At 59.9% G+C, this 26,356-nt stretch carries 25 protein-coding genes; 21 read left to right on the plus strand and 4 right to left on the minus strand.

Features of this window, described 5'->3' with window-relative positions; translation table 11 throughout:
- Positions 1-60: 60 nt before the first annotated feature.
- From B2V17_RS10950 to B2V17_RS10960, 3 genes are all read left to right on the plus strand, one after another.
- A complete protein-coding gene (locus B2V17_RS10950) occupies positions 61-225 on the plus strand; it encodes a hypothetical protein (RefSeq protein WP_292997564.1) in 165 nt (54 codons plus the stop codon).
- A gap of 144 nt (positions 226-369) precedes the next feature.
- Complete coding sequence (locus B2V17_RS10955) at positions 370-774, plus strand: hypothetical protein (RefSeq protein ID WP_292997566.1); 405 nt, start codon at positions 370-372, stop codon at positions 772-774.
- A gap of 609 nt (positions 775-1,383) precedes the next feature.
- The gene (locus B2V17_RS10960) at positions 1,384-1,704 is read left to right on the plus strand and encodes a DUF736 domain-containing protein (RefSeq protein WP_292997568.1); all 321 of its coding nucleotides are present in this window, start codon (positions 1,384-1,386) and stop codon (positions 1,702-1,704) included.
- 50 nt (positions 1,705-1,754) lie between these two features.
- Here the strand turns inward: B2V17_RS10960 and B2V17_RS10965 are convergent, their stop codons facing one another.
- Complete coding sequence (locus B2V17_RS10965; protein WP_292997570.1) at positions 1,755-1,982, minus strand: helix-turn-helix domain-containing protein; 228 nt, start codon at positions 1,980-1,982, stop codon at positions 1,755-1,757.
- Between the two features lie 221 nt (positions 1,983-2,203).
- On the opposite strand from B2V17_RS10965, the gene B2V17_RS10970 reads away from it, so the two are divergent.
- From B2V17_RS10970 to B2V17_RS11015, 10 genes are all read left to right on the plus strand, one after another.
- A complete protein-coding gene (locus B2V17_RS10970; RefSeq protein ID WP_414690800.1) occupies positions 2,204-2,470 on the plus strand; it encodes a DNA -binding domain-containing protein in 267 nt (88 codons plus the stop codon).
- A gap of 154 nt (positions 2,471-2,624) precedes the next feature.
- On the plus strand, positions 2,625-2,951 hold the full coding sequence (locus tag B2V17_RS10975) for a transcriptional regulator domain-containing protein (protein WP_292997572.1): 327 nt from the start codon (positions 2,625-2,627) through the stop codon (positions 2,949-2,951).
- Complete coding sequence (locus B2V17_RS10980) at positions 2,902-3,396, plus strand: DUF2285 domain-containing protein (RefSeq protein WP_292997574.1); 495 nt, start codon at positions 2,902-2,904, stop codon at positions 3,394-3,396. The genes B2V17_RS10975 and B2V17_RS10980 overlap by 50 nt, the downstream gene beginning before the upstream one ends.
- Positions 3,397-3,531: 135 nt before the next feature.
- The gene (locus B2V17_RS10985; protein ID WP_292997576.1) at positions 3,532-3,804 is read left to right on the plus strand and encodes a helix-turn-helix transcriptional regulator; all 273 of its coding nucleotides are present in this window, start codon (positions 3,532-3,534) and stop codon (positions 3,802-3,804) included.
- 8 nt (positions 3,805-3,812) lie between these two features.
- Positions 3,813-4,691: a replication initiator protein A gene (locus tag B2V17_RS10990; RefSeq protein WP_292997578.1), complete on the plus strand. Its 879-nt coding sequence runs from the start codon at positions 3,813-3,815 to the stop codon at positions 4,689-4,691.
- A 212-nt stretch (positions 4,692-4,903) separates the two neighbouring features.
- On the plus strand, positions 4,904-5,377 hold the full coding sequence (locus tag B2V17_RS10995) for a DUF2840 domain-containing protein (protein WP_292997580.1): 474 nt from the start codon (positions 4,904-4,906) through the stop codon (positions 5,375-5,377).
- The gene (locus B2V17_RS11000) at positions 5,374-5,952 is read left to right on the plus strand and encodes a S26 family signal peptidase (RefSeq protein ID WP_292997582.1); all 579 of its coding nucleotides are present in this window, start codon (positions 5,374-5,376) and stop codon (positions 5,950-5,952) included. Before B2V17_RS10995 ends, B2V17_RS11000 begins: the two co-directional genes overlap by 4 nt.
- A 3-nt stretch (positions 5,953-5,955) precedes the next feature.
- Complete coding sequence (locus B2V17_RS11005) at positions 5,956-6,285, plus strand: DUF736 domain-containing protein (RefSeq protein ID WP_292997584.1); 330 nt, start codon at positions 5,956-5,958, stop codon at positions 6,283-6,285.
- A 3-nt stretch (positions 6,286-6,288) separates the two neighbouring features.
- Entirely contained in the window at positions 6,289-6,990 is a 702-nt protein-coding gene (locus B2V17_RS11010) for a lytic transglycosylase domain-containing protein (protein ID WP_324473865.1), read from the plus strand.
- A 247-nt stretch (positions 6,991-7,237) separates the two neighbouring features.
- Complete coding sequence (locus tag B2V17_RS11015) at positions 7,238-8,977, plus strand: relaxase/mobilization nuclease domain-containing protein (RefSeq protein WP_292997588.1); 1,740 nt, start codon at positions 7,238-7,240, stop codon at positions 8,975-8,977.
- Position 8,978: 1 nt separating this feature from the next.
- Here the strand turns inward: B2V17_RS11015 and B2V17_RS11020 are convergent, their stop codons facing one another.
- Entirely contained in the window at positions 8,979-9,482 is a 504-nt protein-coding gene (locus B2V17_RS11020) for a hypothetical protein (RefSeq protein WP_292997590.1), read from the minus strand.
- A gap of 231 nt (positions 9,483-9,713) precedes the next feature.
- On the opposite strand from B2V17_RS11020, the gene B2V17_RS11025 reads away from it, so the two are divergent.
- Positions 9,714-11,702 (plus strand): conjugal transfer protein TraG, encoded by a 1,989-nt coding sequence (locus B2V17_RS11025; protein ID WP_292997592.1) that lies wholly within the window; start codon positions 9,714-9,716, stop codon positions 11,700-11,702.
- Positions 11,699-12,100 carry a CopG family transcriptional regulator gene (locus B2V17_RS11030; RefSeq protein ID WP_292997594.1) on the plus strand — a complete coding sequence of 134 codons (402 nt, stop codon included), beginning with the start codon at positions 11,699-11,701 and terminating at the stop codon, positions 12,098-12,100. The genes B2V17_RS11025 and B2V17_RS11030 overlap by 4 nt, the downstream gene beginning before the upstream one ends.
- Before the next feature lie 90 nt (positions 12,101-12,190).
- Here B2V17_RS11030 and B2V17_RS11035 read toward each other — a convergent pair whose 3' ends face one another.
- Both B2V17_RS11035 and B2V17_RS11040 read right to left on the minus strand, forming a co-directional pair.
- The gene (locus B2V17_RS11035; protein WP_292997596.1) at positions 12,191-14,182 is read right to left on the minus strand and encodes a hypothetical protein; all 1,992 of its coding nucleotides are present in this window, start codon (positions 14,180-14,182) and stop codon (positions 12,191-12,193) included.
- Complete coding sequence (locus B2V17_RS11040; RefSeq protein ID WP_292997598.1) at positions 14,148-16,571, minus strand: sensor histidine kinase; 2,424 nt, start codon at positions 16,569-16,571, stop codon at positions 14,148-14,150. Before B2V17_RS11040 ends, B2V17_RS11035 begins: the two co-directional genes overlap by 35 nt.
- Positions 16,572-16,746: 175 nt before the next feature.
- Here B2V17_RS11040 and B2V17_RS11045 point away from each other — a divergent pair, with 175 nt between their 5' ends.
- The 6 genes from B2V17_RS11045 (at position 16,747) to B2V17_RS11070 (ending at position 26,155) form a co-directional block, all read left to right on the plus strand.
- Positions 16,747-17,034: an XRE family transcriptional regulator gene (locus B2V17_RS11045; RefSeq protein WP_292997600.1), complete on the plus strand. Its 288-nt coding sequence runs from the start codon at positions 16,747-16,749 to the stop codon at positions 17,032-17,034.
- Positions 17,031-18,194: a cysteine desulfurase family protein gene (locus tag B2V17_RS11050; protein WP_292997602.1), complete on the plus strand. Its 1,164-nt coding sequence runs from the start codon at positions 17,031-17,033 to the stop codon at positions 18,192-18,194. Before B2V17_RS11045 ends, B2V17_RS11050 begins: the two co-directional genes overlap by 4 nt.
- Complete coding sequence (locus tag B2V17_RS11055) at positions 18,188-19,135, plus strand: DUF4007 family protein (protein ID WP_292997604.1); 948 nt, start codon at positions 18,188-18,190, stop codon at positions 19,133-19,135. Before B2V17_RS11050 ends, B2V17_RS11055 begins: the two co-directional genes overlap by 7 nt.
- On the plus strand, positions 19,119-22,592 hold the full coding sequence (locus tag B2V17_RS11060; RefSeq protein WP_292997606.1) for a hypothetical protein: 3,474 nt from the start codon (positions 19,119-19,121) through the stop codon (positions 22,590-22,592). The genes B2V17_RS11055 and B2V17_RS11060 overlap by 17 nt, the downstream gene beginning before the upstream one ends.
- Positions 22,589-23,407: a phosphoadenosine phosphosulfate reductase family protein gene (locus B2V17_RS11065; protein ID WP_292997608.1), complete on the plus strand. Its 819-nt coding sequence runs from the start codon at positions 22,589-22,591 to the stop codon at positions 23,405-23,407. The genes B2V17_RS11060 and B2V17_RS11065 overlap by 4 nt, the downstream gene beginning before the upstream one ends.
- Positions 23,408-23,728: 321 nt before the next feature.
- Positions 23,729-26,155 carry a hypothetical protein gene (locus tag B2V17_RS11070; protein ID WP_292997610.1) on the plus strand — a complete coding sequence of 809 codons (2,427 nt, stop codon included), beginning with the start codon at positions 23,729-23,731 and terminating at the stop codon, positions 26,153-26,155.
- The last annotated feature ends 201 nt before the right edge of the window (positions 26,156-26,356 follow it).

Here is a 26,356-nt window from a genome sequence, read left to right on the forward strand (position 1 = left end):
GCCGTCTGTCCGGGGCCTGTCGAGCGGGGATGGTCCCTGCTCCGAGACAGGAGCTCGAACATGTCACTCACCATCGCACAGCGTCACGCCTGGAGCCTCGCCCGCACCCTGATGGTCTGCATCACGCTGTTCCACGCCGGCAATGGCTACGCCGCCGTTCCCACGTCCGAATTCGATGGCGATGCCGACAGCATCGTTCGCGAATATGACCCGTTCAATCCCTGACCGCGCCAATGCGATGATGGCGACTTGGCCGGATGCCCATCGGGTATTCCGGTCAATCGCCATTTCTGCTATATCGTCCAGACACATTGCGCTGTGGTGGTGGTGGAGAGCGCGTCCCTTACCCTTGTCTTCAAGGAGGACGCCATGCTGATCGGCCTTGCCCTCGTTATCGTCGCAGTGTTCCTGTGCTGCGCGCTGCTTTTCCGCCTCTCGGTCCATGCCCTTCCGCTGTTCGTGGCCTTCGCTGCGGCATCGGTCACGTACCGCGCCGACAATGGCATTGTGGCAGCATTGCTCGCTGCCGCCCTGGCGGCGGTCGCGACGATCGCGCTGGCGCAGATCGCACTCGGGCTGGCCCGTTCCGACCTCGCCCGGGCGGCGATCGGACTGATCTTTGCTCTTCCTGCCGCGCTCGCCGGATACCATGCCGTGCATGGCATCGCGGTCGCGACAATGCCCGGCAGCTCGTTGCAGATCGGCGTGTCGCTGCTCGGTGCCGGCGCGATCGCCTCGGCCTCATGGGCGCAGTGGGACCGCACACCGCGCTGACCAGCGTTTCGGCTAAGCCCCGCCCGGCGGCTGCCGGACGGGGCAGCCCAGTCAGTCTCAGCCGAGACAGGGCGCACAGGATCGGGGTGGCTCTGTCCCATCCGGGTCAGTTGGACCGAAAGGGCGATGGCCGGATCCTGCATGCCGGATAGAGCCGGGCCAGTTCGAAGCGGGTTGGGCTGAACGATGGCGCGCAATTCCGGACGACGAACGACGAGCGGTATTCCAATAGCGCAATTCGGGTGTGCGGCAGCCTTGCTACGGGCACGCTTGGAGAGTGGATTCCTGCCCTCATTCATCGCCAGTGTGTGAGTTCCGTAAAGGGGCCATGGCCTTCCAGCTCAAGTGCGACCCGAGCCCAATGCGTCCTCTTCAATGGCTCTGGTTGGCAGGGGATGGCTTCGCCGCTTGATCCCTTGCTGCAATGGCGTCTGCGGCAACTTTCTTCCCCTGGGTCTGTGACCCATTCCTCGCGAGGCAAGAAAGCCGCCTTGCCGCCATCCTCCACTCACGTTCCGGCCGTCCCGGTGCAGCAGGCCAAGCCCCTGCCTTCAACCAGCCATCGAGGCCGCGATGGGCGCGGGTTCGACCAACTTGAAGGAATTGATCATGGCTAACATCGGAACTTTCACCAAGGCCGGCAACGAATACAAGGGCGAGATCGTCACCATGTCGGTGCAGCAGAAGAACGTCCGCATCGTCCCCGAAGACAGCGACAACGAGAACGCACCGTCGCACCGGGTCTTCGTCGGCCGCGCAGAAATCGGCGCCGCCTGGACCAAGCGTTCGAACGAAGGCCGCGACTATCTCTCGGTCAAGCTCGACGATCCCAGCTTCACCGCCCCGATCTTCGCCAACCTGTTCGACGACGAAGACGGCAAGAGCTTCAACCTGATCTGGTCGCGCGCCCGCCGCACCAACGGCGACTGACCGGCCAAACAGGCCCCGCCCGGCAACCGCCGGGCGGGGCTTCACCGTGTTCATTCCCCAGCGCTGTGTGGCGGATCGGCGAGAAGATCGGCAGGATTGACATGGAGGGCCTGAGCCGTCTCGTGGATCGAAAGCAGCGTAGCGTTTTGCCCGCCGCGCTCGATCATGCTGACATAGGCTCGGTCGACGCCCATCCTTTCCGCCACCGCTTCCTGGCTCAGACCAGCAGCCAGACGAAAATGGCGCACATTCGCGCCGAACAATTTACGGATATCCATCCATAGCTTAGAAACTGGTCGCGTATCTTCGTGCTACGTATTATAATACGCGCCATGCCCTTGCCTGATATGTCATTGGTTCTTTTGACGCAGCCATCGGTTATACCCGGATGGGGCATCAGCCCTCCCGTGCTGGGCATAAGCAAGGATTTCGCCAAAACGGAGGGAAATCCTGTTACACCTTGCCCCATGCAATTCGAGTCGAAGCAAAGGCTCGGCCCATGATGACACCGCCATTCGAGGACCACGCGCCAGCCGATGATCGCATCACGGCGTATGACGAACGTCATTTTGTCACGTATTTACGGTTACTTGACGCTGCCGACCAAGGGGCTGACTGGCGTGAAGTCGCCTCGATCATATTCGGCCTGGATGCAGAAGAAGATGCGGAGCACGCCCGATTGGTCCACGATAGCCATTTGAAGCGCGCACGCTGGATGACCGAACAAGGCTACCGTCAACTGCTCGAAAAATCACGTAATCAGTGACTTGCGCAACAACCGTCCGCGATTTCGCGTAGTTCATTGCATTGCTTTACTGCGGCAACGCGCACAATCATCCCCGAACTTGGTTACTTGCTCCATATCCTTACCGAACAAAGACTTGAGGCTTGGCCTGTTAGCCTGTGCTTTGCGGGGTCTTATGTCCACGGGTATTTCCTGGCGGTCACCAGCGACCGCAGATCAGTACCGAGACCATGACTATGCGGATTTTGCGCAGGAGTTCCTGCAACGCAATGCAGCCTATCGCCGCGATTTTGCCGAGACACAGGACAGAATTGCCGGGGATCCCGCCACTGCTCCAGTCGAAGAGGAGGGTCTGGCCGGGCGGTGGGGGCTGAGCTTTCCCCATTGCTCCGGACGCCGACCCGCGCGCCTGTCCGGCGCTGTGGTCGCCGAAAGCCGCACCCGACGTGGTCGTGGTCGAGACAGCAGACATAGCCGCGATCCCGCTTCCGCCTGGCTTTGAGGCGCTCGCCGACCATCGAGAACGGAACGAACACCATCTGGTCGCGGCAAGGGGCGCGGCACGGCTGCGCCTGTGCCTGCGCGCCGCGCCGCCACGCTGCCCTGACTGTCTGGTGATCCTGCGCGATCAATGTGCAATTGTCCGGCTCGCTGCTGCTGCCCGATTCGAGAGGGTTACGTGCGGGCTTCGCATTGGCCAGGATAGGGCGGCCTCGCCGTCCGCCTATCGGCGGTCCCGGCTTGTTCAACTGCTTTCGATCCACGATGCGCTTGATGCCGGCGCGGATCAACGCGACATCGCCTTCGGCCTCGTCTTCCCGCGCCACCGCCCTCTGATCGGCGCGACCTGGAAAGGATCGGGCGAGCGGCGACACACGCTCCGGCTCATCGCCGATGCGCGCCGCCTGGTAACTGGTGGGTATCGCAAGCTCCTCCGACACGACTAACGACGGCCAACCACTGGGGTGACAATCTTCACCCCGCGCATTCTGTCACTCCCTCCGAGCCTCGCGTCTTCGCCATTGCTGCCTGCGACCAGCGGCAACCCGCCGCTGTCACCGAGCAGCAGCGAAAGGCCACCCATGGAAGCCAGACCCACACCCGTCGTCGCCAGATATTTGCGGACGCCCGATGCCGCCGTCCATGTCGGGCTGTCCGCCCGGACACTGGAAAAGCACCGCTGCTTCGGAACGGGCCCGGTCTATCGCAAGCTTGGTGGCCGGATCGTCTACTCGATTGAAGACCTTGACGCCTGGGCCGAACTCGGCCTGCGCCGTTCGACCAGCGATCCCGGCAAAGGCGTGGTCCATCCCGCCAAGCGGCTCGACGGCTATACGCCGCCGGTGCGTCGCTGAGGCGGACCATGCCGCGCCTATCCCACTTCCCGGCTGAGAGCCGCCAGCTCGACCTGTTCGTCAGCGCAGGCGGCGATATCGCTGCGCGCGACGCGCAGGATCTGATGGCCTGGCCGTTTTTCAGTTTGGCCAAGACCAAGCGGGTGCGGCCGATCGACTTCCGGATGGGTGAGACCTCGATTTTGGTCGAAGCGACCGCCGAGCACGGCATGGCGACCATCTGGGACGCCGACGTGCTCATCTGGGTCGCGAGCCAGATCGTCGAAGCGCGTGATGCGGGCCGCGCGACCTCGCGGCTGATCGCCGCCACGCCGCACGAAATCCTCGCTTTCACCCGGCGCGGCACCGGCAAGGCGAGCTACGAGCGACTGAAGGCCGGGCTCGACCGACTGCAATCGACGACGATCGCGACCTCGATCCGTCAGCGCCATGCGCGGCGGCGGCACCGCTTCAGCTGGATCAACGAATGGAAGGAGCGCCTCGATCGCTCAGGCCGAGCGACGGGTATCGAGATGATCATTCCCGACTGGTTCTATGAGGGTGTGCTAGACCAGGCGCTCGTCCTGACCATCGACCCGGCCTACTTCGCGCTGACCGGGGGGCTCGAACGCTGGCTCTACCGCCTCGTCCGCAAACATGGCGGCAAGCAGAAGGGTGGCTGGAGCTTCGACTTCCAGCACCTGCATATGAAGTCCGGCGCGCTATCGCCGCCCAAGCGATTTGCCTTCGAGCTGCGCGACATTGTCCGCCGTCAGGCGCTTCCTGGATATGCCCTCAGCCTTGAGCATGCGCTCGGACGCGAGCGGCTGAACTTTGTCTCGATCCCTCTCGATCCCTTCGACGCCGCGATGCGCCGCGTCGGCCTTCAGCCTGTGGATATGTCGTGATGTCGTTCGGACTATCAGGAACCGCCGGACTCGGACGATCAGGAACCCAAAGTTCGGACTATCGGGAACCGAAATGGCCCGCAAACCCGCAGAAATCTGCGCCAGTTTGCGCCCTTAACTTAGCTAACAAAGAATCCTTCGGATTCTTGCTAACGGACGAGCGCCTGTGGGCGGACGGTGCAGTGCCGCCCTCTCGGCCTGCCGAAACGAGGGTGAACGATGGCCCTGATCTGACCCACGTCACGCTGTTCTGGCGCGAAGGCAAACACGAGGACTGGCTCAAGTTCGGCAAGCCAATGGCGACCCGGATCGTCAGCCGCAGTGAGCGGATCGAGAGCTATGCGCCCGGCGAGGTGTTCGCCCTCGTGCGCTGGGCCAGCAATGACTATGGCACCATCCGCTCGTCGCTCGCCATCGTGCGGGCTGTCGCGCCGGGCGAGCCTGTAACGCCTGTCGCCCAAGTCGATCCAGGCGGCGAGGTGCTGCTAGCCGTGCATGGCTGGCCCAAGGTCGCGCAGGTCTTCCGCTTGATCGATGCAATAGAAGCATCTGGCATCGACCCGTGCGAAGTTGCGCCCGATCATTGGCAGCACATGCACAACCGGATGGCCGCGCGCGAAGTGCCGCGCGACTATTCGCCGACGCGGCACCGCGCCTGGCTTCAGCGCAGGGTGCTGCTGTCATGATCCGGCGGCGTTTCCTCCTCGCTGGTGCGGTGGTCGCTGCCACACTGGCGACGCTCGTGGTGCCGGTCTCGCGCTACGCGGTGTGGAACGCGACCGCCTCGGTCCCGACCGGGCTTTACGCGATCCGCGGCAAGGCCAGCCTCCATGTCGGCGAACGCGTCGCCATCGAGCCGTCGCCCACATTGCGCGCGCTGCTCTCCGAGCGGGGTTATCTCCCGACCGGCGTACCGCTGATCAAGCGCATTGCCGCCGTCAGCGGCCAGCGCGTCTGCCGTTTCGGTCACGGCGTGACCATCGACGGCGCTTTTGTCGGCGTGGCGCGGTCGCGCGATCGGCTCGGTCGCCCGCTTCCCGCCTGGTTCGGCTGCCGAACGCTGCGCTCCGGCGAGCTGTTCGTAATGAACCCGGCCGCACCCGTCAGCTTCGACGGGCGCTACTTCGGCGAACTGCGCGTGGCCGATGTGATCGGCCGCGCCATGCCCGTCTGGACCGATGAAGCGGGCGACGGCGACCATGTCTGGTTTGCCGATCCCCGCTCCGACCTGCCCCCAAGTTCACCAACCGAAGGAGACTGACCCATGCGTATCGGAACATTCACTGCCGCCGATGGCGGCCATGCCGGACATCTCAAAACGCTGACACTCGACATCGACCTGGTCCTCGTCCCGACTGAAAGCTCGGACAGCGAGAACGCACCGGACTTCCGGGTGATTGCCGGAACGGGCGACCAAGCGCGCGAAGTCGGTGCAGGCTGGAAGCATGTCGGCGAGAAGGCCGGTGACTATGTCGCGATCCAGATCGACGATCCGACGTTCGTCCAGCCGCTGCGCGCCAACCTGTTCCAGGGCGATGGTAACAGCCACGTTCTGGTCTGGTCGCGTCCGACCAAGCGCGAAGCGGCGGGCTGAGCCATGCGCGTGACTGCTCCGCTCGCCTTCCTCGTCACGGCACTCTGCCTGTTCGGTCACGCCCCTGCCTTCGGGCAGGCCGCTGCCGAACAGGCGCAGCCGCGCACCATCGCCATCGCCGATCATGTGACCGAGGCCTCGCAGCGCTTCGGCCTGCCCGAGAGCTGGATCTACGCCGTGATGCGCACCGAAAGCGCGGGCCGGATCGGTGCGGTGTCTTCTGCGGGCGCGATGGGCCTGATGCAGCTGATGCCCGGAACCTGGGCGCGGCAACGCGCCCGGCTCGGGCTCGGCAGCGATCCCTTCGATCCGCGCGACAACATCATGGCGGGCACCTCCTACCTGCGCGAAATGTATGACAGCTATGGCACAACCGGCATGCTTGCCGCCTACAATGCCGGACCGGGCCGATATGAAGATTGGCGCGATCGAGGCAGGCCGCTCCCCGTCGAGACCCGCGCCTATGTTGCCAAGATCGCACCCCAGCTGCAGGTCGGCAGCGCGGCGACCGTGATCACCAGCGCAGCGGCAGTGCAGCCGGTGCGCCTGTCCTGGACGCAAAGTCAGCTGTTCGCCGCGCGTTCGGACAGCAATGACGGCGCATCCGGCAGCTACGCCGCCGCCGCGCCGCCGCGCCCTCTCGAAGCTCCAACTGCCCCGCTGGGCGGACTCTTCGCGCCCATTTCGGGGAGTGGATCGCAGTGATCGCCCGTCGGTCCCTCTGGAGCGCCATGGCGTGGATCGGCGGGTGGAAGTGTGGAAGCTGGGTTGCAGGAGGGGAAGGTTCAGGAGGATGGCGAGATAAAAGAGCGGCTGGCTGTGGTGGTTGTGACATGCAGAAATCCTTGATTTCGAGCGCCATACACTTTTTGCGCCTGCTGGCTCCGCGCCGCAATTTTCCCGCAATCCCGCCGTTTTTGCAGCCGTCGCCCGTCCGCAAGGCGCTTTTCCAGTGAGCGACGACGATTTCAAGATCAAGCCGGGACGGGTTCGCGATCGCGGGCGGGCGTCGGGACAGAAGGCCAAGTCGCTAGCCGGTCGTGTTCTCCAGGCTTCGAAGCGCGCAGGCTACACGTCTCTCGCAAAGCGCGTCGGCGGCGGGACGCGTCGATCGGGACGCGGTCGCAGTGCCGCGCTGGCGATGCGCCGATCGCGAACCCAACGCCGGGTGATCATCAAGGCCCGCGTCGTTCGTCACAAGGGGTCCCACTTTCGCGCCGCTCCGCTCGTCCGGCATCTGACCTATCTGAAGCGCGATGGTGTCGACCGCGAGGGACGTGAGGGCCGCTTGTTCGACCGCGATGGGGACAGCGTCGATGCCCAAGGCTTTGCTGCGCGTTGCGAAGACGACCGGCACCATTTCCGTTTCATCGTCTCGCCCGAAGATGCCGCCGAGATGGAGGACCTGCGCGCCTTCACCCGCGAGATGATGGACGACATGGCGCACGATCTCGGAACCCGTCTCGACTGGGTGGCGGTCGATCATTGGAACACCGACAACCCGCACATCCACATCCTGGTGCGTGGGCGTACCGACGATGGCCAAGATCTGGTGATCGATCGCGCCTACATCCGCGAAGGGATGCGCGGCCGCGCCGAGGAGCGGGTTACCGCCGAACTCGGTCACCGCACCGAACGCGAGATCGAGCAGGCCCTGCGCCGTGAAGTCAGCGCCGAACGCTGGACCAGCCTCGACCGCAGCTTGCAGCGGCTGCAGGACGAGAGCGGCCTTGTTGACCTGCGCCCCGATCCATCCGGACATGCCCGATCCGATCGCGCACTTTTGATCGGGCGGGCAACTGCGCTCGAACGGCTTGGCCTCGCCGACACGCATGGTCCGGCCTGCTGGACGCTCGGTAGCGATCTGGAAGGCAAGCTGCGCGAACTCGGCGACCGCGGCGACATCATCAAGACCATGCACCGCGCCATGTCGCGCCAGTTGAGCAGTACCGAGACCGGACGGTTCGCGTTGCACCAGGAAACGCCCGACAATCCAGTCATCGGCAGACTGGTTGAACGTGGGCTACACGAAGAGCTTACCGGCGAGGCCTATGCCATCATCGATGGTGTCGATGGCCGGGTCCACCATCTCAAATTCCCGGACATCGAGGTGACAGGCGATGCAGAACCCGGTTCCATCGTCGAGCTTCGAAGCTGGGACGACAATCGCGGACGTCGGCAACAGTCGCTCGCGCTGCGCTCGGATTTGTCGCTGTCTGAACAGGTCACCGCGAACGGAGCGACTTGGCTCGACCGCCAGCTGGTCGCAGCCGAACCGCAAATTACCGGCAGCGGTTTTGGTGTCGAGGTCGAACAGGCCAAGATCGCCCGCGCCGAGCATCTGGCGGAGAAGGGTCTGGCGCGGCGACAAGGGACCCGGATCATTCTCGCGCGCGATTTAATTTCGACGCTGCGTGACCGTGAGCTTGCAAGCGTCGCGAGCACCATCGCTCACCGTACTGGGCTCGACTATTTGCCCGCTGAAGAGGGCGACCGTGTAAAAGGGCTCTATCGTGAGCGGATCAAACTCGCCTCGGGCCGCTTCGCCATGATCGAGCATGCTCATGGGTTCGAACTGGTGCCGTGGAAGCCCTCGCTCGACCGGCATCTGGGCGAGCAGGTGATGGGCACGATCAAGAGCGGCGGCGGCATCGAATGGTCGCTCGGCCGCAGCCGTGGGATATCTATCTGATCTACAATGCTGCCCGCAGTTGATGGCGCTGGGTAGCGGGAAGGAGATCGGCGATGGCAAGCATCAGATCGAGAAGTCGCCGATCCTCCTCCTTTGCTTTGGCCGGTTCCTGCAGTTCCGGCCTCACAACCATGATCCTGACCTTCTGCGTGGACCCGCCGCGCGGGCGTTTGCCATATTGCTCAAGCCACGATTCTAGCTCGGCGTAGAGACGATTGTATTCTGGCGTCCCAGCTCTGACTTCTTCGAACCATGGCTTGAGCGCATGTTCGGTATTCCGTCCGTCGAGCTCGCTGTAGTTGTTCAGGTACTGCTCGGGAGTCAGTCCCTCATATCCCACGAACTTGGAAAACCCGAACAATGGCGGAGCGCTCTCCGTTTCGAGGACATAGTATGCGTGAGCAAGGCCGAGCCGGTCAGCTAGCGCAGGATAGCGATCGAGGTCATCGTTCAAACGGCGGATCGCATTGAGGACGCTGTCCAGGTTCCGAGCAAGCTTCATCATCGAATCTCCTTCGAACTTTAATCTACCTGCGATCTAGGCGGTCTAGAATTGACTGTCAATCTAAATCATCTACCTCTGACTTAGATCGCGATGGCGCGCGCAAGCCGAGGCCGTTATTTTTTGCGCTCATGCCCTCAATTCTCCGCCAGCCTGCGACGGCTGCGCCGAGAGCCTTGCAATTCCGCCATTCTGGCACCGACATGTCCGCCGTAACGGGAAGGAGCCAGGTCATTGTCAGCTGCGAAGATCTTATGGGGCCAGTTGCTGGCCGTCTTCCTCATCATCCTATTGAGCGTTTGGGCCGCCACCCAGTGGACAGCCTCAGCGCTCGGGTTCCAGGCCGAGCTTGGCACACCCTGGTTCTCGGCGTTCGGCCATCCGGTGTACCGACCATATGATCTGTTCTGGTGGTGGTTCTCCTACGATGCCTACGCACCGGAGGTCTTCGATAAGGGCGGGATGATCGCAACCTCGGGCGGGTTCGTGGCAATCGTAGTCGCCATCGCCATGTCGGTCTGGCGCGGCCGCGAAAACAGCAATGCCAAAACCTACGGTTCGGCGCGCTGGGCCGAACGGGCCGACATCAAGCGCATCGGCCTCCTCTCCGAAAACGGAGTGGTACTAGGCAAGTTCCAGAACAACTATCTGCGCCACGATGGTCCTGAACATGTGCTGTGCTTCGCGCCGACCCGGTCGGGTAAGGGCGTCGGCCTGGTCATTCCAACCCTGCTTACCTGGCCCGGATCGGCGATCGTCCATGACATCAAGGGCGAAAATTGGGGCCTGACCGCCGGCTTCCGCTCAAACTTCAGCCGCACGCTTCTGTTCGATCCGACAAATCTCGCCTCGGCCCATTACAATCCGCTGCTCGAGGTGCGCCGCGGGATCAGCGAGGTCCGCGACGTCCAAAATATCGCCGACATCCTCGTCGATCCCGAAGGTAGCCTTGAGAAACGCAATCATTGGGAGAAGACCAGCCATGCCCTGCTGGTCGGTGCGATCCTCCATGTTCTGTATGCCGAACCCGACAAGACGCTTGCCGGTGTGGCGGCGTTCTTGTCCGATCCCGAGCGCACCATCGAGCAGACGCTCGATGCGATGATGGCGACAGCGCACCTGGGCGAGGCTGGACCGCACCCGGTCGTCGCCAGCGCGGCACGTGAGTTGCTGAACAAGTCGGACAACGAACGCTCGGGCGTGCTGTCGACCGCCATGTCCTATCTCGGGCTATACCGAGATCCTGTCATCGCCGAGGTCACCAAATGCTCGGACTGGCGAATTGCCGATCTGGTCGAGGCCAAACGGCCTGCCACGCTTTACCTGGTCGTGCCGCCCTCCGACATCAGCCGGACCAAGCCGCTTATCCGCCTCATCCTCAACCAGATCGGGCGGCGGCTGACCGAGGAGCTTTCTCCGAAGGCGCAGCGCCACCGGTTGCTGATGATGCTCGACGAGTTTCCGGCACTGGGACGGCTAGACTTCTTCGAAAGTGCACTGGCATTCATGGCGGGCTACGGGCTCAAATCGTTCCTGATTGCGCAGTCGCTCAATCAGATCGAGCGCGCCTACGGCAAGAACAACGCAATCCTCGACAACTGCCATGTCCGCGTGGCGTTCGCGACCAATGACGAAGGCACCGCCAAGCGGGTGTCGGAATCGCTGGGCACCGCGACGGAGCAACGATCGATGCGCAACTATGCCGGTCACCGTCTGTCGCCCTGGCTTGGCCACCTGATGATCTCCCGCTCGGAAACCTCGCGCCCGCTGCTCACCCAGGGCGAAATCCTTCAGCTCCCAGAAACCGACGAGATCGTGATGCTGTCCGGCTCGCCGCCGATTAAGGCGAAGAAGGCGCGCTACTATGCCGACCCGCGCTTGCAGGCACGCATTCTGCCGCCCCCGGAGCCCGTTGCAGCGAAGACCAACAGCCCGAAGTCCGACCACTGGAGTGCCATGCCCGCCATCAAGCCGTTGCTGAAGAAGAAGCGCAAGACGGCAGCGGCGGAGGACGAAGCCAATAGCGGGATCCGGCGCGAACCGGAAATCCCGGCCCATGTCGATATTCTGCCCCAAAAGGGCAAAGATCGTTCGGGCGAGTTTGAATTTGGCGAGCAGTCTGAAGGCACGGAAGATGCAGCCCGCGCCGAACGGCTGCGTATCGACATGGCGAGGAGCGCGCGTCAGGCCTCGCTCGATCCTGGTGACGGGATCGCGCTGTGAAATCGAAGCACACTTTCCGCTTGCCGCCCGATCTCGCCGATCGGCTAGCCGACTATGCGCGAAGGAAGCGTGTGACCCAAGCGCAGGTCGTCGAGACTGCCCTGAACTCATTCCTGTCGCCGGATGGGTCAGAACGCATGGAGGCAGCGTTTAGCCGCAGGATCGAAAAGGTGATGCGACAGCTCGACAAGCTGGATTATCGGGCGGAGTTGAATTCCGAAGCATTAGCGCTGTTCGTGCGGTTTTGGCTGACCGCCAATCCCCCACTTCCAGATGCGGCTCGAGCTGCAGCGCAAGCTCAGGGCAAGGAGCGTTTCGAAGGATTTGTCGAGGCACTAGCGCGGAAGATGGAGATCGGGCCAAAGCTATCGGATTCGCTTTTCGCGCCAAGCCCCTGAATTGGGCGCTCTTTTGACGATCTGCCTGTTGCAAATGACGTTGTCGCGTAGGGAAAAGCGCACCTTGCGCATTGTTCTAAGACACTCATTTCATCCCCCGCTGTCGAGAGCGCCTCCTCCTGCTGGTGGTAGGGCGGCTACATTCGCTGGATCGCGGCGTTCGCCTTCGTTAGACTCTTCCGCGAGATTGTATTCGACTAATATCTGGCACCATGAAATCTTTCCTTTAGCGTCCTCTCCCCTAAGCGATGTCTTGATTCCGAATGCCTCTTCTCCTTCGCTTTGACCATCGCGGCAAAGCTTGTCGACAAGTTGCTGCTGCATCTTCGGGTTGCGCAGAGTTCCCAAATGCGGATTGGCGTCGGCGACGAGCGAACCCTCCGGTTGCGCCCAGATCTTGTCCAAGAGATCCGACGCAAAAGTCCTTTGATAGATAATTCGGGCTTTATCGGTACCCCCGCGTTTCGGGATGACGACGCATGACGCTTTGCCTGGGTTCGAAATTGCCACCTTGATGGGCCCCTTCATTCCCGCAAAGACAATCGAGGCCCTGGCCGTCATCGCGAGTGCGGGTGCGACGGCCAAGCCTACGCGGCCAAGATCCGACAGTACCCTTCTTTGCAATTCTTGAGCGTACAAAGGGCGCAAAGTACCAACCAGACTGTGCGTTTCCGAACCGATATCGCCATACTCCAGTGTTCGGATATCCTTTGGGTCCCAAACGATATTTGCGGCCTTCTTCCGACCGAGCTGAATATAGTCGGCAATCGAGCTGTCAGGCGCGTTGATCTTTTGGATCGCGCCGGCAACAACCATCATCCGCTTCGCTTTACGCTTTTGGTCTCGAACCATCAGGTCGCAATCGGGCGTGATAACGGCTAGTATCTCGTCAGGCTTGTCCTTGTGGATGTACAAATCACCAGTCCGCATATCGGAGCCTTGGCGCCCGGTCCGGGCGTCTACACGAGCGCGGAAATATAACTCGGCAATCCGATCGGTCGGACCGTCGAAGGCGCCTTCAATTGCCCCTCCTTCATTGTTCCTGATCGCTCCGATGTCGAGGGATTTGAAACTGCTGTGATCCCATTTCACCGACCGACCGACCGCGTCGACCAAGACTTCGCTCAGGAGCCAGTCAAGATAGCCGCTGAAAGGTTGTTCCTCTTCGGCCAAGCGAAACCGCGACAAATAAGCAAAATCCTTCAGTTCGAGGTCCGTTATGGTCGCCCACACTTCCTCGATTGCTCTATCGACGCCGTTGCGCCACTGCTGAAGCGCTTCTTCGATCGATCCCGAATATTTGTGGGACTGGGCGATATCGAGCAACGCGTCCGCAGCCCGGCCCTCCACTCTGATTGAACCATCCTCTTCCTCCTCGAGATCGTCTTTCGAGATGTATCGAAAGCGACTGGCAAAGAGTCTTTTCTTCCCTTCTGCGATTTCTTGACGAAATGTTGCAGCTTCCTTTCTGACCGAATGCGACGACATCAAGATCACAGAAGGAACCGAACCTGGCTTACCATCGAGAACCCGACGAAGCATTCCTAGTGAATCGGCTCGGGCTCGCTCTTCTCGTGGTGCATCCGGTGCAGCATCGGCACTGAGCATCGGATCAAGATAGTAGTCCACGAATATAGCATCTGGCTTTAGCACAGCGAAATCTGCTTCGCTACCGTCGGATCCGACCCGGGTGACCACGGTTCCCTTGCATTTGCCAAGGAGTTTCAAGAGTGGGCGGACCCGTCGCAGGTTGTCGCCCTTTAGTGCTGCAAATCTGCCCGATGGATCAAATCGTTGTTCGAATTTCTCAACAAATTTCCCGTAGAGCTTTGTGATGACCGCGTTGAGATAGTCATCTGAATATTCTGTCGCCTGAATTGCCGCAATCGCGCCTTCGACCTCGGCGTCTTCAAGTTTTGCCCTTTTTATGGTGCCTTTGTTTGTCTCGCTTTCAAGAAAATCGAGAAGCGGGCCGGCGTCGTCATTACCCAGTGCCGGCGGATCGAAGGCGTCATCGATGACGACCACCTTCCTTATCTCGCCTTGTTCAATTGCTGCGACGATTCGCGCTTCGTGCTTCATCTCCATCCCCCATGTCCAAGACGAACATATTGAGTCGTCTCGGCCTTTTGCGTCCCACCTCGTTGTCGAGATAAAGTTGCCAGTCGTGGTGAGCGGCCAGTTCGCGCGAGATATAGAGCCCCAGCCCCCTGCCCTGCGCTTGCGGTTTCGAACTAATGAAGGGTTGGAAAATGACTTCCCGTCGCTCTGGTGCGACCCCTGGACCGTTGTCCTCAATGGTGAGCGACTGCTCGGCTGGATCCAATTTGATCGAAAGTTCGGGCTCAAAGCCCGTCTGCACGCGGTCTTGCTGCTTCAACCAGTAAAGCGAGTTCGCGAGGAGATTTTCAATGATCTGGATCGTCATCCCGCGGACAGCCTTGATGGTCATCGGGACTGGCTCGAAATTGACTCTGATTCGATGCCTATTGAATTCATTCTGATGAACCTCGAGAATGTCATTTATGACGTCGGAGAGGTTGAAGCGGCTCTTAGATTGGCGTTTCTCTCCGGTCATGTCGTCGAACGCCGAGATACGCTTCTGTAGTGTCGTTAGCTGGCTGTGAAGCGAGCGCAGCGCAGCGTCGCGATTGCGGCCCTGACTTTCGGCGAGCAATTTCAGAGTGTAGGTGACAGAACGATCTAGCTCATGAAAAATGAAGTCGGTCATCAAACCAATGCCAGCAAGATAGACGAATTTCTCTCGCTCGTTTGTTACCTCCTTCACCGCTTCGTCGATGCGCCGTACTAGGCCCGCGCATTGATCTGCGAGGCGATCAACGCCGGTGGCAACTTTGTCGACCAGCGGTTGCGCTTTTGAATCGACCTTCGATCGAAGCTCAGCCACGATCTCCTGCACTTCATCCTGAGTGTCGCGAAAAGCGAGAGCTCGCTCCTCGGCGTCGCGTTTCGAAAGCCGTTCCTGGTCATCGATCGTATTGATCAAGGTACGTAGTTCGCCGTGCACCACCCACATCATAATCGTCCTGAGCGCCGTAGCAGCATCCGAATCCATCAATCCCTGGCGATTCGTCTGCTCACCGAGCGAGGTATGAGCCGACTTTACGCGCACTCGTCCAATGACTTGCTGACGGTTCAACTTAAACCCTGACGTCCCGAACGCGGCAACGTCTAGTTGCAGCCAGTCATCTTGTGGTTCTCCATAGGGAAGGACTCTGAAGCCATGGCGATAGAGCATTGGCCCTCCCGACCAATTTGCGATCTCCAACTTGGTCTCTGACGGTGAGTTGGTGAGACTCGGCACCTTTTCCACAATGCGGCGGTTGAACCAGTATATGTCGAAGTCGAACTCGCCGAGATCCTTGAGCGCCTGAGGCCGAATGGGCTGCGCCTGGATAGCGGCCTGCCCCTTCTTGCCCCGTCGCTTTACGGTTGTTTGCGCAAGCGAGTAGAGTTCGGCCCCAACCTGATTGAGCGCCTGATCGGCGCCATATCGACGATATGCGACCGAACCGGAAAGCGTGGGAATACCACTTTCGTCGAACGTAAGTTTTCCGTGCGCTGAAGCATGAGAAGATTCCAGAAGCGTGCGCGGGACCGACGGGACAATAACCCTCGTGCTATTGTAATAGACCTTGAGCAGTTTGTTCGCGGCACCAGCCTCGAAAGGGTCAACCATTCGCGCGATCTTGTCGTGAAGCAACTCTTGAAAGCGGTCCAAGCTCCAATCGCTTTGGAGACCCAAAATCCGGATAAGTGTGCCACTCTCGTTCGGATCGTGCTTCTTGGCCCCTTCAACCGGCGTGAATTCGATTTCACCAATGTCAATTTCTTCGTCGTGCGAGAACCTTGACCAATCGATATCCAGCTCGTTCCATCGAGATTCGCCGGAGCGGCCGGTCACAACTTCGAGAAGGTCTCCTAAGCGCATGGTGGACAGGCGCCCCACGCCCTTGTCTCCAAGATAATGGGCTCCGGTGATATTTTCGGCTCGACGCGATCTTGTGCCGATGCGGAGAAACACGTTGTTCAAATCGTCCAGGCTCATGCCCGAGCCAAAATCCTCGACATCAATCCAGTTCAGCCGCCGGCAGGCGGCGCGGAGGCTGGACTCAAACTGGTCGGGGCTCTGGTCGCGGCCTCCAAGCGCCTTCAGGAAGGTCGCCTTGTCGTCTTCCTTGACGCTCGCGGGTATCCAACTGGCGATCTGGTCCGCGACATCAGCGACAGTTGCCTGCTTGCGCTCACCAATCAGAATAATGCCCTGGAGCATGTCGATCGCCCGCTGCATTTCGTTCTTCGTGAGAATTATGTGCGCTGTGATTTCGATTGTCTTCGAACCGGCATCCACGCCATTCTTGATCAGTTCATAAAGCGCGACCTCATCCGAACTGATAAGCTCCTTCCCCAACTCGAGAATGGTTCGCGCTGAAAAGCTGAATGCAGACATTGAAACTCCGTTTCCACCGAACCGGCGTCGATGGCAATCGCCAATTCGCCAGACTGATGCAAATGGGCATTTACGTGGATGACGATGCAGTCAGTTTGCGCCCCGGTCGCATCGAGCGGTTGATCACATTATTCTATGTGCTATGCAACATAAAATTCTGTGGGACTGGGCCAAAATGAACTACGAGCAATTTGTTGACGAACTGGCTGACGCTGGTCTTTCAGTGAAAGCTTTTGCCGGTCTTGTCGGCATGAAGCCGAATTCGATTACCAACTATGCCCGCAAAGAAGTCCCTTCTCATCTAGCAATGATCGCGGTCCTAATCGCTGAAATGAGCAATCAAAGGGTTGATTTTCGAAAAGCGTTAGAAAAAGTTGACCCGGTTGCGAAGAAGCCCAGAGGCGGAGCGCAGCCGGGACGCTTCGGCAGTGATCGCCAAGTCTCGATGGATCTTACGTCATGAACGAAGGCGAAGTTCGCTTCCCGATCTATCTAGATCATCATGCCACAACGCCAGTCGATCCGCGAGTTGTGGATGCGATGGTTGGGGCAATGCGCGGACTGGTCGGCAACCCCAATAGTATTGAGCATAGCGCGGGGCGCTTAGCGGCTCGTGCGATCGAGTGCGCGCGCGACGAAGTCGCGCTGCTGGTCGGGTGCGACGCGGCCAATATTCGGTTCACGGCCTCGGCTTCTGACGCGATTGGCAAGGCCCTAGCGCTCGCGATCTCGCGCGCAGTGGTGGCGCGCCCAAAGGTTGCCGCGACGCGAGTCGAGCATCCTTCCTTGTTGGCAAGGCTTGACGAACTGGCCGGTCAAGGTCGTATCGAGATCGTCTGGCTCGACGTCGATTGCCGCGGACAACTCGCGGGCACCGCTGTCTCACATGCCCTCTCAAGCGGAATCGATGCATTTTGTCTGATGATGGCAAATAACGAGGTCGGCACCATATATCCTGTCGATGCTGTGCTCGCGGCGTGCCGCGCGGCTGGTGTGAGCACAATCGTCGATGCCACGCAGGCGGCGGGCAGACTGGATCTTCACGCGGTCTCCGCCATGTGCGACTTTCTCATTTTCAGCGCCCATAAGATCTACGGCCCTAAGGGAATTGGTGCGCTATTTACTGCGGATCCAGGACCCGACGTCGACCGACAATTTGCGTATGCCGGTACGCCGGATGTCCCCGCGATCGTGGGAATGGGTAAGGCTGCACGTCTCGCACATGATCTGCGGAGTGCAGAGCAGCCAGCCATGGAACGACTGCGAAATCGTTTACAGGCTGGCTTGCAGAGTGCCATCGACTTTCTTGTGATCAATGGCGATGTGGACAGCCGCCTCTCGCACAGTCTTCACATTTCGATTCCCGGGGTTCCCAATGAGGCGATGCTATCGCGTGTTGGCCACCAAGTTGCGATTTCAACCGGTGCGGCCTGTGCATCAGGCGCGCAAGGGGCGTCGCATGTATTGCGCGCCATGGCGCTTCCAGAGGCGTTGGCAGATTGTGCCTTGCGCCTCTCGGTGGGCCGCTTCACTACCGAGACCGAGATCGATCTTGCAATTGGGATCATTGTTCGTGAAGCCCGTGCTATCCTTCAGGCCCGGGAGGAGAAGTTCGCATGCTGACGCCGAACCGGCCCAATTACCGTTTTTCGGGCCATGAAAGTTTTGCCTGTCGCTATGCTTGGCTGCCGAAAGCCTATCGCGCGATTCGTCGCGACTCGGCGATTTTCGGCGACGAGACCCGGGCGATGGTTGAACTTGGCCTGGGGAAAAATATGGTTCGCTCCCTGCGCTTCTGGGTCGAAGCGGCGGGCATTGCATCGACCGATCCCAATCAAGCCCGCTCTCTCAAGGCCACGGAATTCGCCGACGCGCTGCTGGGCGAGAACGGCGCTGACCCGTTTCTCGAGGATCGCCGTACGCTTTGGCTGATCCATTGGCAGCTCTGCTCACGTAGCGATGGCGCTCTATTCGCGTGGGACTTTCTCTTCAGCCGCTGGCCCTATCCCGAATTGACACGCACCGAGGCTCTCGCGGCTTTTCGGCGCGAGTCTGAGCGTCTGGGTCATGAGCATTCGCAGGTTACGTTGGCGCAGCATCTTGACGTCTTCCTCCATACATATTTGAGCGCCCGCGCTGGAAAGACCGCGCTGGAAGATTCACTCGACGGCCCGCTTGTCGAACTCGACCTGCTCCAGTCAGTGGGCGAGCGGAAAGTCGAAGGCGGTAGGTTCGAGACGGTCTATGCCTTCCGGCGCGAGCCAAAGCCTGAAATCTCTAAGACCCTCTTCGACTATTGCGTTGACGATTTTTGGCGGCGCTTCCATCCCGGCGAAGCCAGCCTCACACTTCGCGATATCGCAATGGCGCCGGGATCGCCTGGGCAGGTGTTCAAGTTGCCTGAAGACGACGTCCGCGCGCGGCTGGAAGCACGAAGTCGCGTGTATTCCGCGCCCTATCTCTATCAGCCTTCAGCAGTGCAAGGCCTGCTCTTCCGCGCCGAGGGGCAGGTCGGAATCGAAGATATCTACGCATTGGAGCCGGTCGATGCTCAAGCATTCTAAAGTGATTTCGAGCTTGTTCCATGTTCCCGAACGCTTTGTCCGCTCTGTCCAGCTAGAACGCGATTTCGCTGATCACACTGCGCTAGACGATTACATCGCAACCCCCGCAATCGCGGAAGCCTTCGCACGGATCGCCGAAGGCCTGCGACCTGATTCAGGGCGACGGGCTTGGCGAATCACAGGCGATTATGGGGTGGGCAAGTCATCCTTTGCGCTTGTCGTGGCTCAAATGCTGGCCGGGACGGAAGGCGAAGGCCCAGCGCGGCTGGCGGGGGGGCTTGGGTGGAATGCGCAGGCGACGGGCATGCCGCCATTCTGGCCGATCTTGGTGACCGGGTCGCGAATGTCGATCGTGGCCGCATTGGCGCTTGCAATCGCGGACGCTGTCGAAGCGCGCCGTCCGGCGCGCGGCAAGGTGCCGCGTGCTCATGCCGAACTTGCCAAGCATGCAGCCGAGGTGGCCGCAACCAGCGATGTCGATGCGCTTGAGGCGCTGATTCTTGAGTTACGCGCCATCGCCGCCGATCACGGGCAGGGCGTGCTTCTCGTTATCGATGAACTCGGCAAGTTTCTTGAGTTTGCGGCGCAATCCGATGGAAGGGAGGACGTCTTCGTCCTCCAGCGGCTTGCCGAGATGGCAGCGCGCAGCGGCAAGCAGCCGTTCGTGCTATTGACGCTCCTTCACCAGGGCTTCCACGCCTATGCCGCCAACCTGCCTATGGCGGCGCGTAACGAATGGGAAAAAGTCGCCGGACGTTTCGAAGAGGTCGTTTTCGACCAGCCGCTTGCCCACATGGCAGCGCTGGTTGCCGGGGCCTTGCGTGTCGACACGGCCCGTATCCCGTCGCCACTTCGATTAGCGTCTTCCGATGTCGCTGCCGCGACCGCAGACATGGGATGGCTCGCCGGCGGAACGGTTAGTGCGGCGGGACTTGATGTCGCGCGCCTCTATCCGATCCACCCGACCGTTCTCCCCGTCTTGGTCCGTTTCTTCGCGCGCTTCGGGCAACATGAACGCTCGTTGTTCGGCTTTCTGCTTTCGAACGAGCCCTTTGGACTCCAGAGTTTTGCTTCGCGCACGATGGGACCCGATAGTTGGTACCGGCTCGATGATCTCTACGACTACATTCGTGCTTGTTTCGGGCATCGTCTGGCTGGCGCGAGCTACCGCTCGCACTGGCTGCGTATCGTCGAGACGATCGATTCCGCAGTGGTGGATTCGGAACAAGAGCTCAGCGTCCTTAAGGTGATCGCTGTCCTCAATCTGATCGACGCCGAAGACCTTCTTCCCACCGACCGCGCACTGGCAGCATGCCTTTCGCCCGGCACCGATGCAGGAACCGAAACCGCGCTCGCTGCCCTATGTGCGCGGGGGATCATCTTCCGGCGGGGAGCAGTTGCAGGCTATAGGTTATGGCCCAATGCCAGCGTCAATTTGGAGGGTGCGCTTGAAAAGGCTGCGCGTGCGGTTGGCGATATTCCAGATGTCGCAGCGGCGCTGATTCCTCATCTGGCATGCGAGCCGATCATGGCACGGCGCCACTATCTGGAGACGGGAACCCTTCGCTATTTTGAGATGCGCTATTGCCTTGCAGGAGACTTGGCCGAATGCGCAGCAAAGGAAACCCGCGCCGACGGGCTGCTGATCGTGGCGCTCGCCAACAACGCGGTGGCTGCAGATCGCGCGCGCGCCGAGGCGTCGTCGCCAGGCTTGGCGTGCCGCAACGACCTAGTTCTCTGCTTGCCACCGCCATGCGCAGGGCTGTCAGGCGAACTCGCCGACGTTCTTCATTGGTCCTGGGTCGCTCAAAACACTCCCGAGCTCGCTGAGGAGAACTTCGCATCTGCAGAGGTCGCCCGCCAAATTGCAACGGCACGTCGTCAACTTTCAATCCGCGCCGACAGCCTGATTGGCCTTCGGGCGGCGCAACCAGCCGCGAATTGTTTCTGGCAAGGTGCACCAGTGACGGTAAATGGCAGTCGGAGGGGCATATCGTCCACACTCTCCACGATTTGCGACGAGATCTTCGATGAGGCTCCTTTGATTACGAACGAGCTGATAAATCGCAACGCACTCAGTACGCCCGCGGCAGCTGCGCGTATGCGGCTTATCGAACGGCTGTTCACTTCGGCCGAAGACGAGGATCTTGGCCTTAGTCCCGACAAAGCGCCCCCCGAGAAGTCCATTTACCTCTCGCTTCTCAAGCAAGGTAGGGTTCATGTCCGGACGCGCAACGGCTTTGGCGTCGTCCTGCCCGAGGAGAATGATCCGCTGCGGTTGGGGCCAACGCTGCGCGCGATCCAGGAAAAAATACAGGCTGGCGGTGGCGACCGCGTGGGCGTTGCAGCGCTGTTCCATGACCTGCGACGGCCGCCCTTTGGTGTGCGGGAGGGCGTCGCGCCGCTGTTACTTGCCATCCTGCTCCGCACAAAGGGTCATGAACTTGCAGTCTACGAGCATGGCACCTTTCTGCACCGCTTCGGACCATCCGATTTTCAGCGCCTAATCAAGGCGCCGCACTATTTCGAGGTGCAGCATTGCCAGATTTCGGGCGTAAGGCTCGAAGTGTTCGAGGCGCTTGCAAAAACTTTCGCTGGCGAGCGCAAAGGTGAGGCCATCGACTTGCTGGATGTTGTCCGACCGCTATGCCAGTTCGCTGCTCAGCTTCCCGAGTACACAAAGAAGTCAACCGGGCTCAGCGCCGCTGCTATTGGCGTAAGGGACGCGCTGATCCGTGCTCGCGAACCACTGGCTCTGCTTTTCGAGGATTTGCCCGCAGCTTGCGGATTTGATGGATTTTCAACCGATTTGGCAACCGATGTCGCAATCGGACGTCAGTTTGCCGCGCGCCTACAAGACACGATCGACGAATTGCGGCAAGCCTACGACGCGGCCCTGGTGCGGATTCAGGATCGAACCGCAGAGGCGCTCGCGATTGATACCGGCTTTGATCGCGTCGCAATCTCAGCCCGTGCTGCCAGGGTCTCGCTCGTCGCGCGCGATCCGCGCCTCCGTACATTCGCTCTGCGATTACGCGATCCAGGGCTCTCGGACACCGCTTGGGCAGAAGCGCTCGCAAGCTATGTCCTCGCCAAGCCGCCATCGAAATGGCTTGCGGCCGACGAGGCACGCTTTGCCGAGGAAGCAGGAGCGCTCGCCGAACATTTTCGCAAGACTGAAGCCGCCGCGTTTACCCATCCTCAAATGGCAGCGCAGCCCGATGCCATGCGACTCAACCTGACGCGCGGTGACGGCGAGGACCGTGTTTGCATCGTCGAAGGAGCTGGCGATGGGGATATTCGCAAGGAGGCGGACCTAATTGCAGGACGCTTGCCGCAGGACGCCGAATTGCGGCGGCGTCTCCTAGCCGAACTATTGTGGCGCGAACTTGACGCAGAAAGTGCGAGACCAACTATCGCGAATGGCTCAGCAGCGAACGATAGGGGCGCTGCATGACTGCTGAGCCTCTTCGGCATATCTTGAGCTTGTCCGGCGGTAAGGACAGCGCGGCGCTTGCGATTTATATGCGCGATCGAGTTCCGGATATGGAATACATCTTCCATGATTCCGACAAGGAGTTGCCCGAAACTTACGACTATTTGGGTCGGCTCGAGGCAATCCTGGGAAAGCCGATCGCAAAGACGTCACCGGTCGATACCTTTGACCATTGGCTGGCAGTGTTTGGCGGCATGCTACCTTCGAACCATCGTCGCTGGTGCACCAAGATGCTTAAGCTCAAGCCATTCGAAAACTATGTCGGCGATAGCCCGGTGATAAACTATGTTGGCCTGCGCGCCGACGAGAAGCGTGTCGGCTATATCAGCACAAAGGCCAATATTACAGCGGTTTATCCTTTTATCGAGGATGGTCTAGTCCGCCGTGACATCATGCAGATATTGGAGGATTCAGGTCTGGGACTGCCACCCTATATGGAATGGGGTCGCTCGCGGTCGGGGTGCTATTTCTGTTTCTACCAACAGAAAATCGAATGGGTTCGTCTTTACGAGACGCACCGCGACTATTTCGAACTCGCGCAGCAATATGAAGAGAAGGCGGTCGAGTTTGGCGAACAATTCTACTGGTGTCAGAACGAGAAGCTATCTGACCTTGCCTTGCCCGAGCGGCGTGAACAGATCAAGCGCAACTGGGAGATATCCCAAGCCCGCAAGCGCGCGCAACGGAAGAATCTCGCTCTCGTCGAAACCCTCGGCGGGATGGAGCCTGAAGACGATCCAGGCCTCCGCGACGGCTGCCTCATTTGTTCGCTGTGAAACCTAAGTTTCACGTCCCAGCCCGACGAGAGGCCGTGCTGGCTCACTTCCTGGGGTGGACTACAGCACACTCTCCGAGCGGATTGCGCAGTCCTTGGCCGCGAACCCGTCAGCATAGGTGCATTGCTCATGTCTCTTCAAATGTTCGATCGCGGCAGCAACTTCGTGCTTTGTTGGTTTCGATTGAAGGGCAATATTCGGAGCTGATAATAGCGTAAAGATGCGGTACATGTCTCAAATCGTACTCAGTATGATCCTTGTCGTGGTTGCCACACGCCTGCACTCGCCCTAACAGCAAAAATAGCATCATTCAGGCGGAGGGTGAATTTGCAGGACCTATTCAAGCAATTGCTGAATGCGGGGACTGAAGACGAAGTCCAAGCCATTCTCGATGCCCGCGAGCTGACGCTCGATGCAACCAAATGGCATCCCTATGGCGACAATGAATCTAACTATGGGGTCGTCGAAAATCAGCAAGCGCATGCCGTCCCTGCTTTGGTGGAAAAGATCACCAACGGCATTGATGCCATCCTTGAGAAAAAGGTCGTGCAGGATGGAATCGACATCCGTTCGAAGGCCGCGCCACAAAGTGTTCCGGAGGCTCTCGATCGCTATTTTCCCGGCCACCGCAATTGGGACCTGGGCGAAATGCGCCGACAACAGGCGCGCGATGTGCAAATCGTCGCTTCCGGGCCGCGCAACGATACCTCGCTGCTGATCTATGACGATGGCATAGGACAGGCGCCGGAAGATTTCAGCACGACCTTCCTATCGCTGCTGAGAGGTAACAAGAATGAGGTTCATTTCGTCCAGGGCAAATACAATATGGGCGGCGCGGGGGCGATCGCCTTTTGCGGCGACAAACGGTTCCAACTCGTCGCAAGCAAGCGCTTTGATGGAAAGCACCCTCTGGGCTTCACCCTCGTGCGCCGCCATCCACCCAAACTCGCGGCCGCTGCGGGACGAAAGAACACCTGGTATGAGTATCTTGTGTTTGACGGAAAGGTACCGTCGATCGAGATTGACGACCTAGTTGTGGGCTTGGATGAACGGAAGTTCCGAACCGGCTCGCTGATAAAACTGTATTCCTACCGGCTCCCGAGCGGTGCCCGGTCGATCATTTCGCGCGATCTCAACGTCAGCCTCAACGAATATCTCTTTGAGCCGGCGCTCCCTTTTCTCACCGTCGACAATAACGTGCGTTACCCTGACAATAAGGCTCCAATCCAGCCTGTCTACGGTCTGCGCAGGCGACTGGAAGCTGACACTGAAACGATCGAGGCGAAGTTTTCAGTCCAATCCAATACGACGGAGTTCGGGGAACTCACTGCGACGGTCTACGTCTTCAAGGCGCGATCTCGCGGGCAGGGCGTCAAAGACACCCAGCGCTATCTGGAGCGCGAATATTTCCGCAACAACATGACCGTATTGTTCTCAATGAACGGGCAAGTTCAAGGTTCCTACACGTCCGAGTTCGTGAGCCGCGCGCTCAATATGCCGCTCCTCAAGAAATATCTGTTGGTGCATGTTGACTGCTCACGCCTCCATCCCGAGGTTCGTAACGAGCTGTTTATGGCGTCACGCGACCGTCTGAAGGCGGGCGATGAAGCCGACGCGATCCGCAAGCACCTCCGCGAAATATTGCTTGGCAGTGACCTCAAAGAGATATCGCGGCGGCGCAAGGCGAACCTCAATCTTGACAGCGATGACACCGGTAAGATGCTGCGCGACCTGACTCGAAACCTGCCAATGAATGAGGCGTTATCGAGGATACTTCGTCAGACCTTCGATCTTCCCTCAGCAACGCAAAGCGGGAACGCAAAGCGCGGGGCCAGCAAGAGGGACGCGAATGCGCGCGATCCGCGCGAGATTCCGCCATTCCATCCACAGCGCTATCCGTCATCATTTCATGTGAAGGGTGGCGATTCCCAGGAAGAGGGAATGAAACTGTTCCAGCTGCCGAAAGGGGGAAGCCGTTCCATCTCCTTCGCTACCGACGTGGAGAATGAATACTTCGACCGGACTGATGATCCCGGTGAACTCAGGCTGGCGATCCTCGCGCCGGCGGACAAGGCCGCTGGCGGCGAGGGGCGGCCCGAGCCGACCGAGGAGGCCGAACTCCTGGACATCATGCGCGCAAGCCCTGCCGACGGTACGATCAAGGTCGGTGTTCGAGCATCGAGCGAGCTGAACGTGGGCGCCACTGTCAGGTTGCGGGCGACGCTTTCGAGCCCCCAAGGTGATCTAACCGAGACCGTATTGGTCCGGATCACCGATCCCGACCGCAAACCAAAAGTGCAGCGGCCTGAGGTCTCACCACCGCTCGGCCTTCCCGAACCGATATTCTGCTCGGAAGCCGGTGGGCCTGGCATCAAGTCGTGGGAGGATATCAATGCCGGCGGTATTGACATGGATCATGGTACCATCGTTTACCCTTTTGTCGACGAGGATAAACTCGCCGGAATCTACATCAACCTCGACAGCAGCGTGCTAAAGGACTTCAAGACAAAGGCAACTTCGCCGGAGGGAGTCGAGCTTGCCGAGCGGCGCTACATTAGTGCGGTCTACTTCCACACACTCTTTCTCTTCGCCACCACACGATCGCGGCATTATGAGCTGGCGCGAATCGAAGGCGACGAGCGCGAGGATGTTGATCTAGCCGATTATGTCTCGGACCTCTTCAAATCCTCCTACGCGCAGTTTCTTCTAAATTTTGACACCGCCGATTTGATGGATGCTCTGGGATAGCAAGTGCGTCCGCTCACCTGCTTAAGGCGAATCTGTACTGTCGACGGTCCGCAACCGCCCCGCCTCAATGGTGAGCCAACTGGCGGATTCCGGTTCGGCAAACTGCGCGTAGCGATGTCCGAACTGTCTCGCGACCTGCCGATCGCTTCTTGGCTTACGCCATGTTGCGCTGACCAGAATCTGTTGTTGCATTCGCGCATC

Source organism: Novosphingobium sp. UBA6272 (genome assembly GCF_002440635.1).
Classification (GTDB): domain Bacteria; phylum Pseudomonadota; class Alphaproteobacteria; order Sphingomonadales; family Sphingomonadaceae; genus Novosphingobium.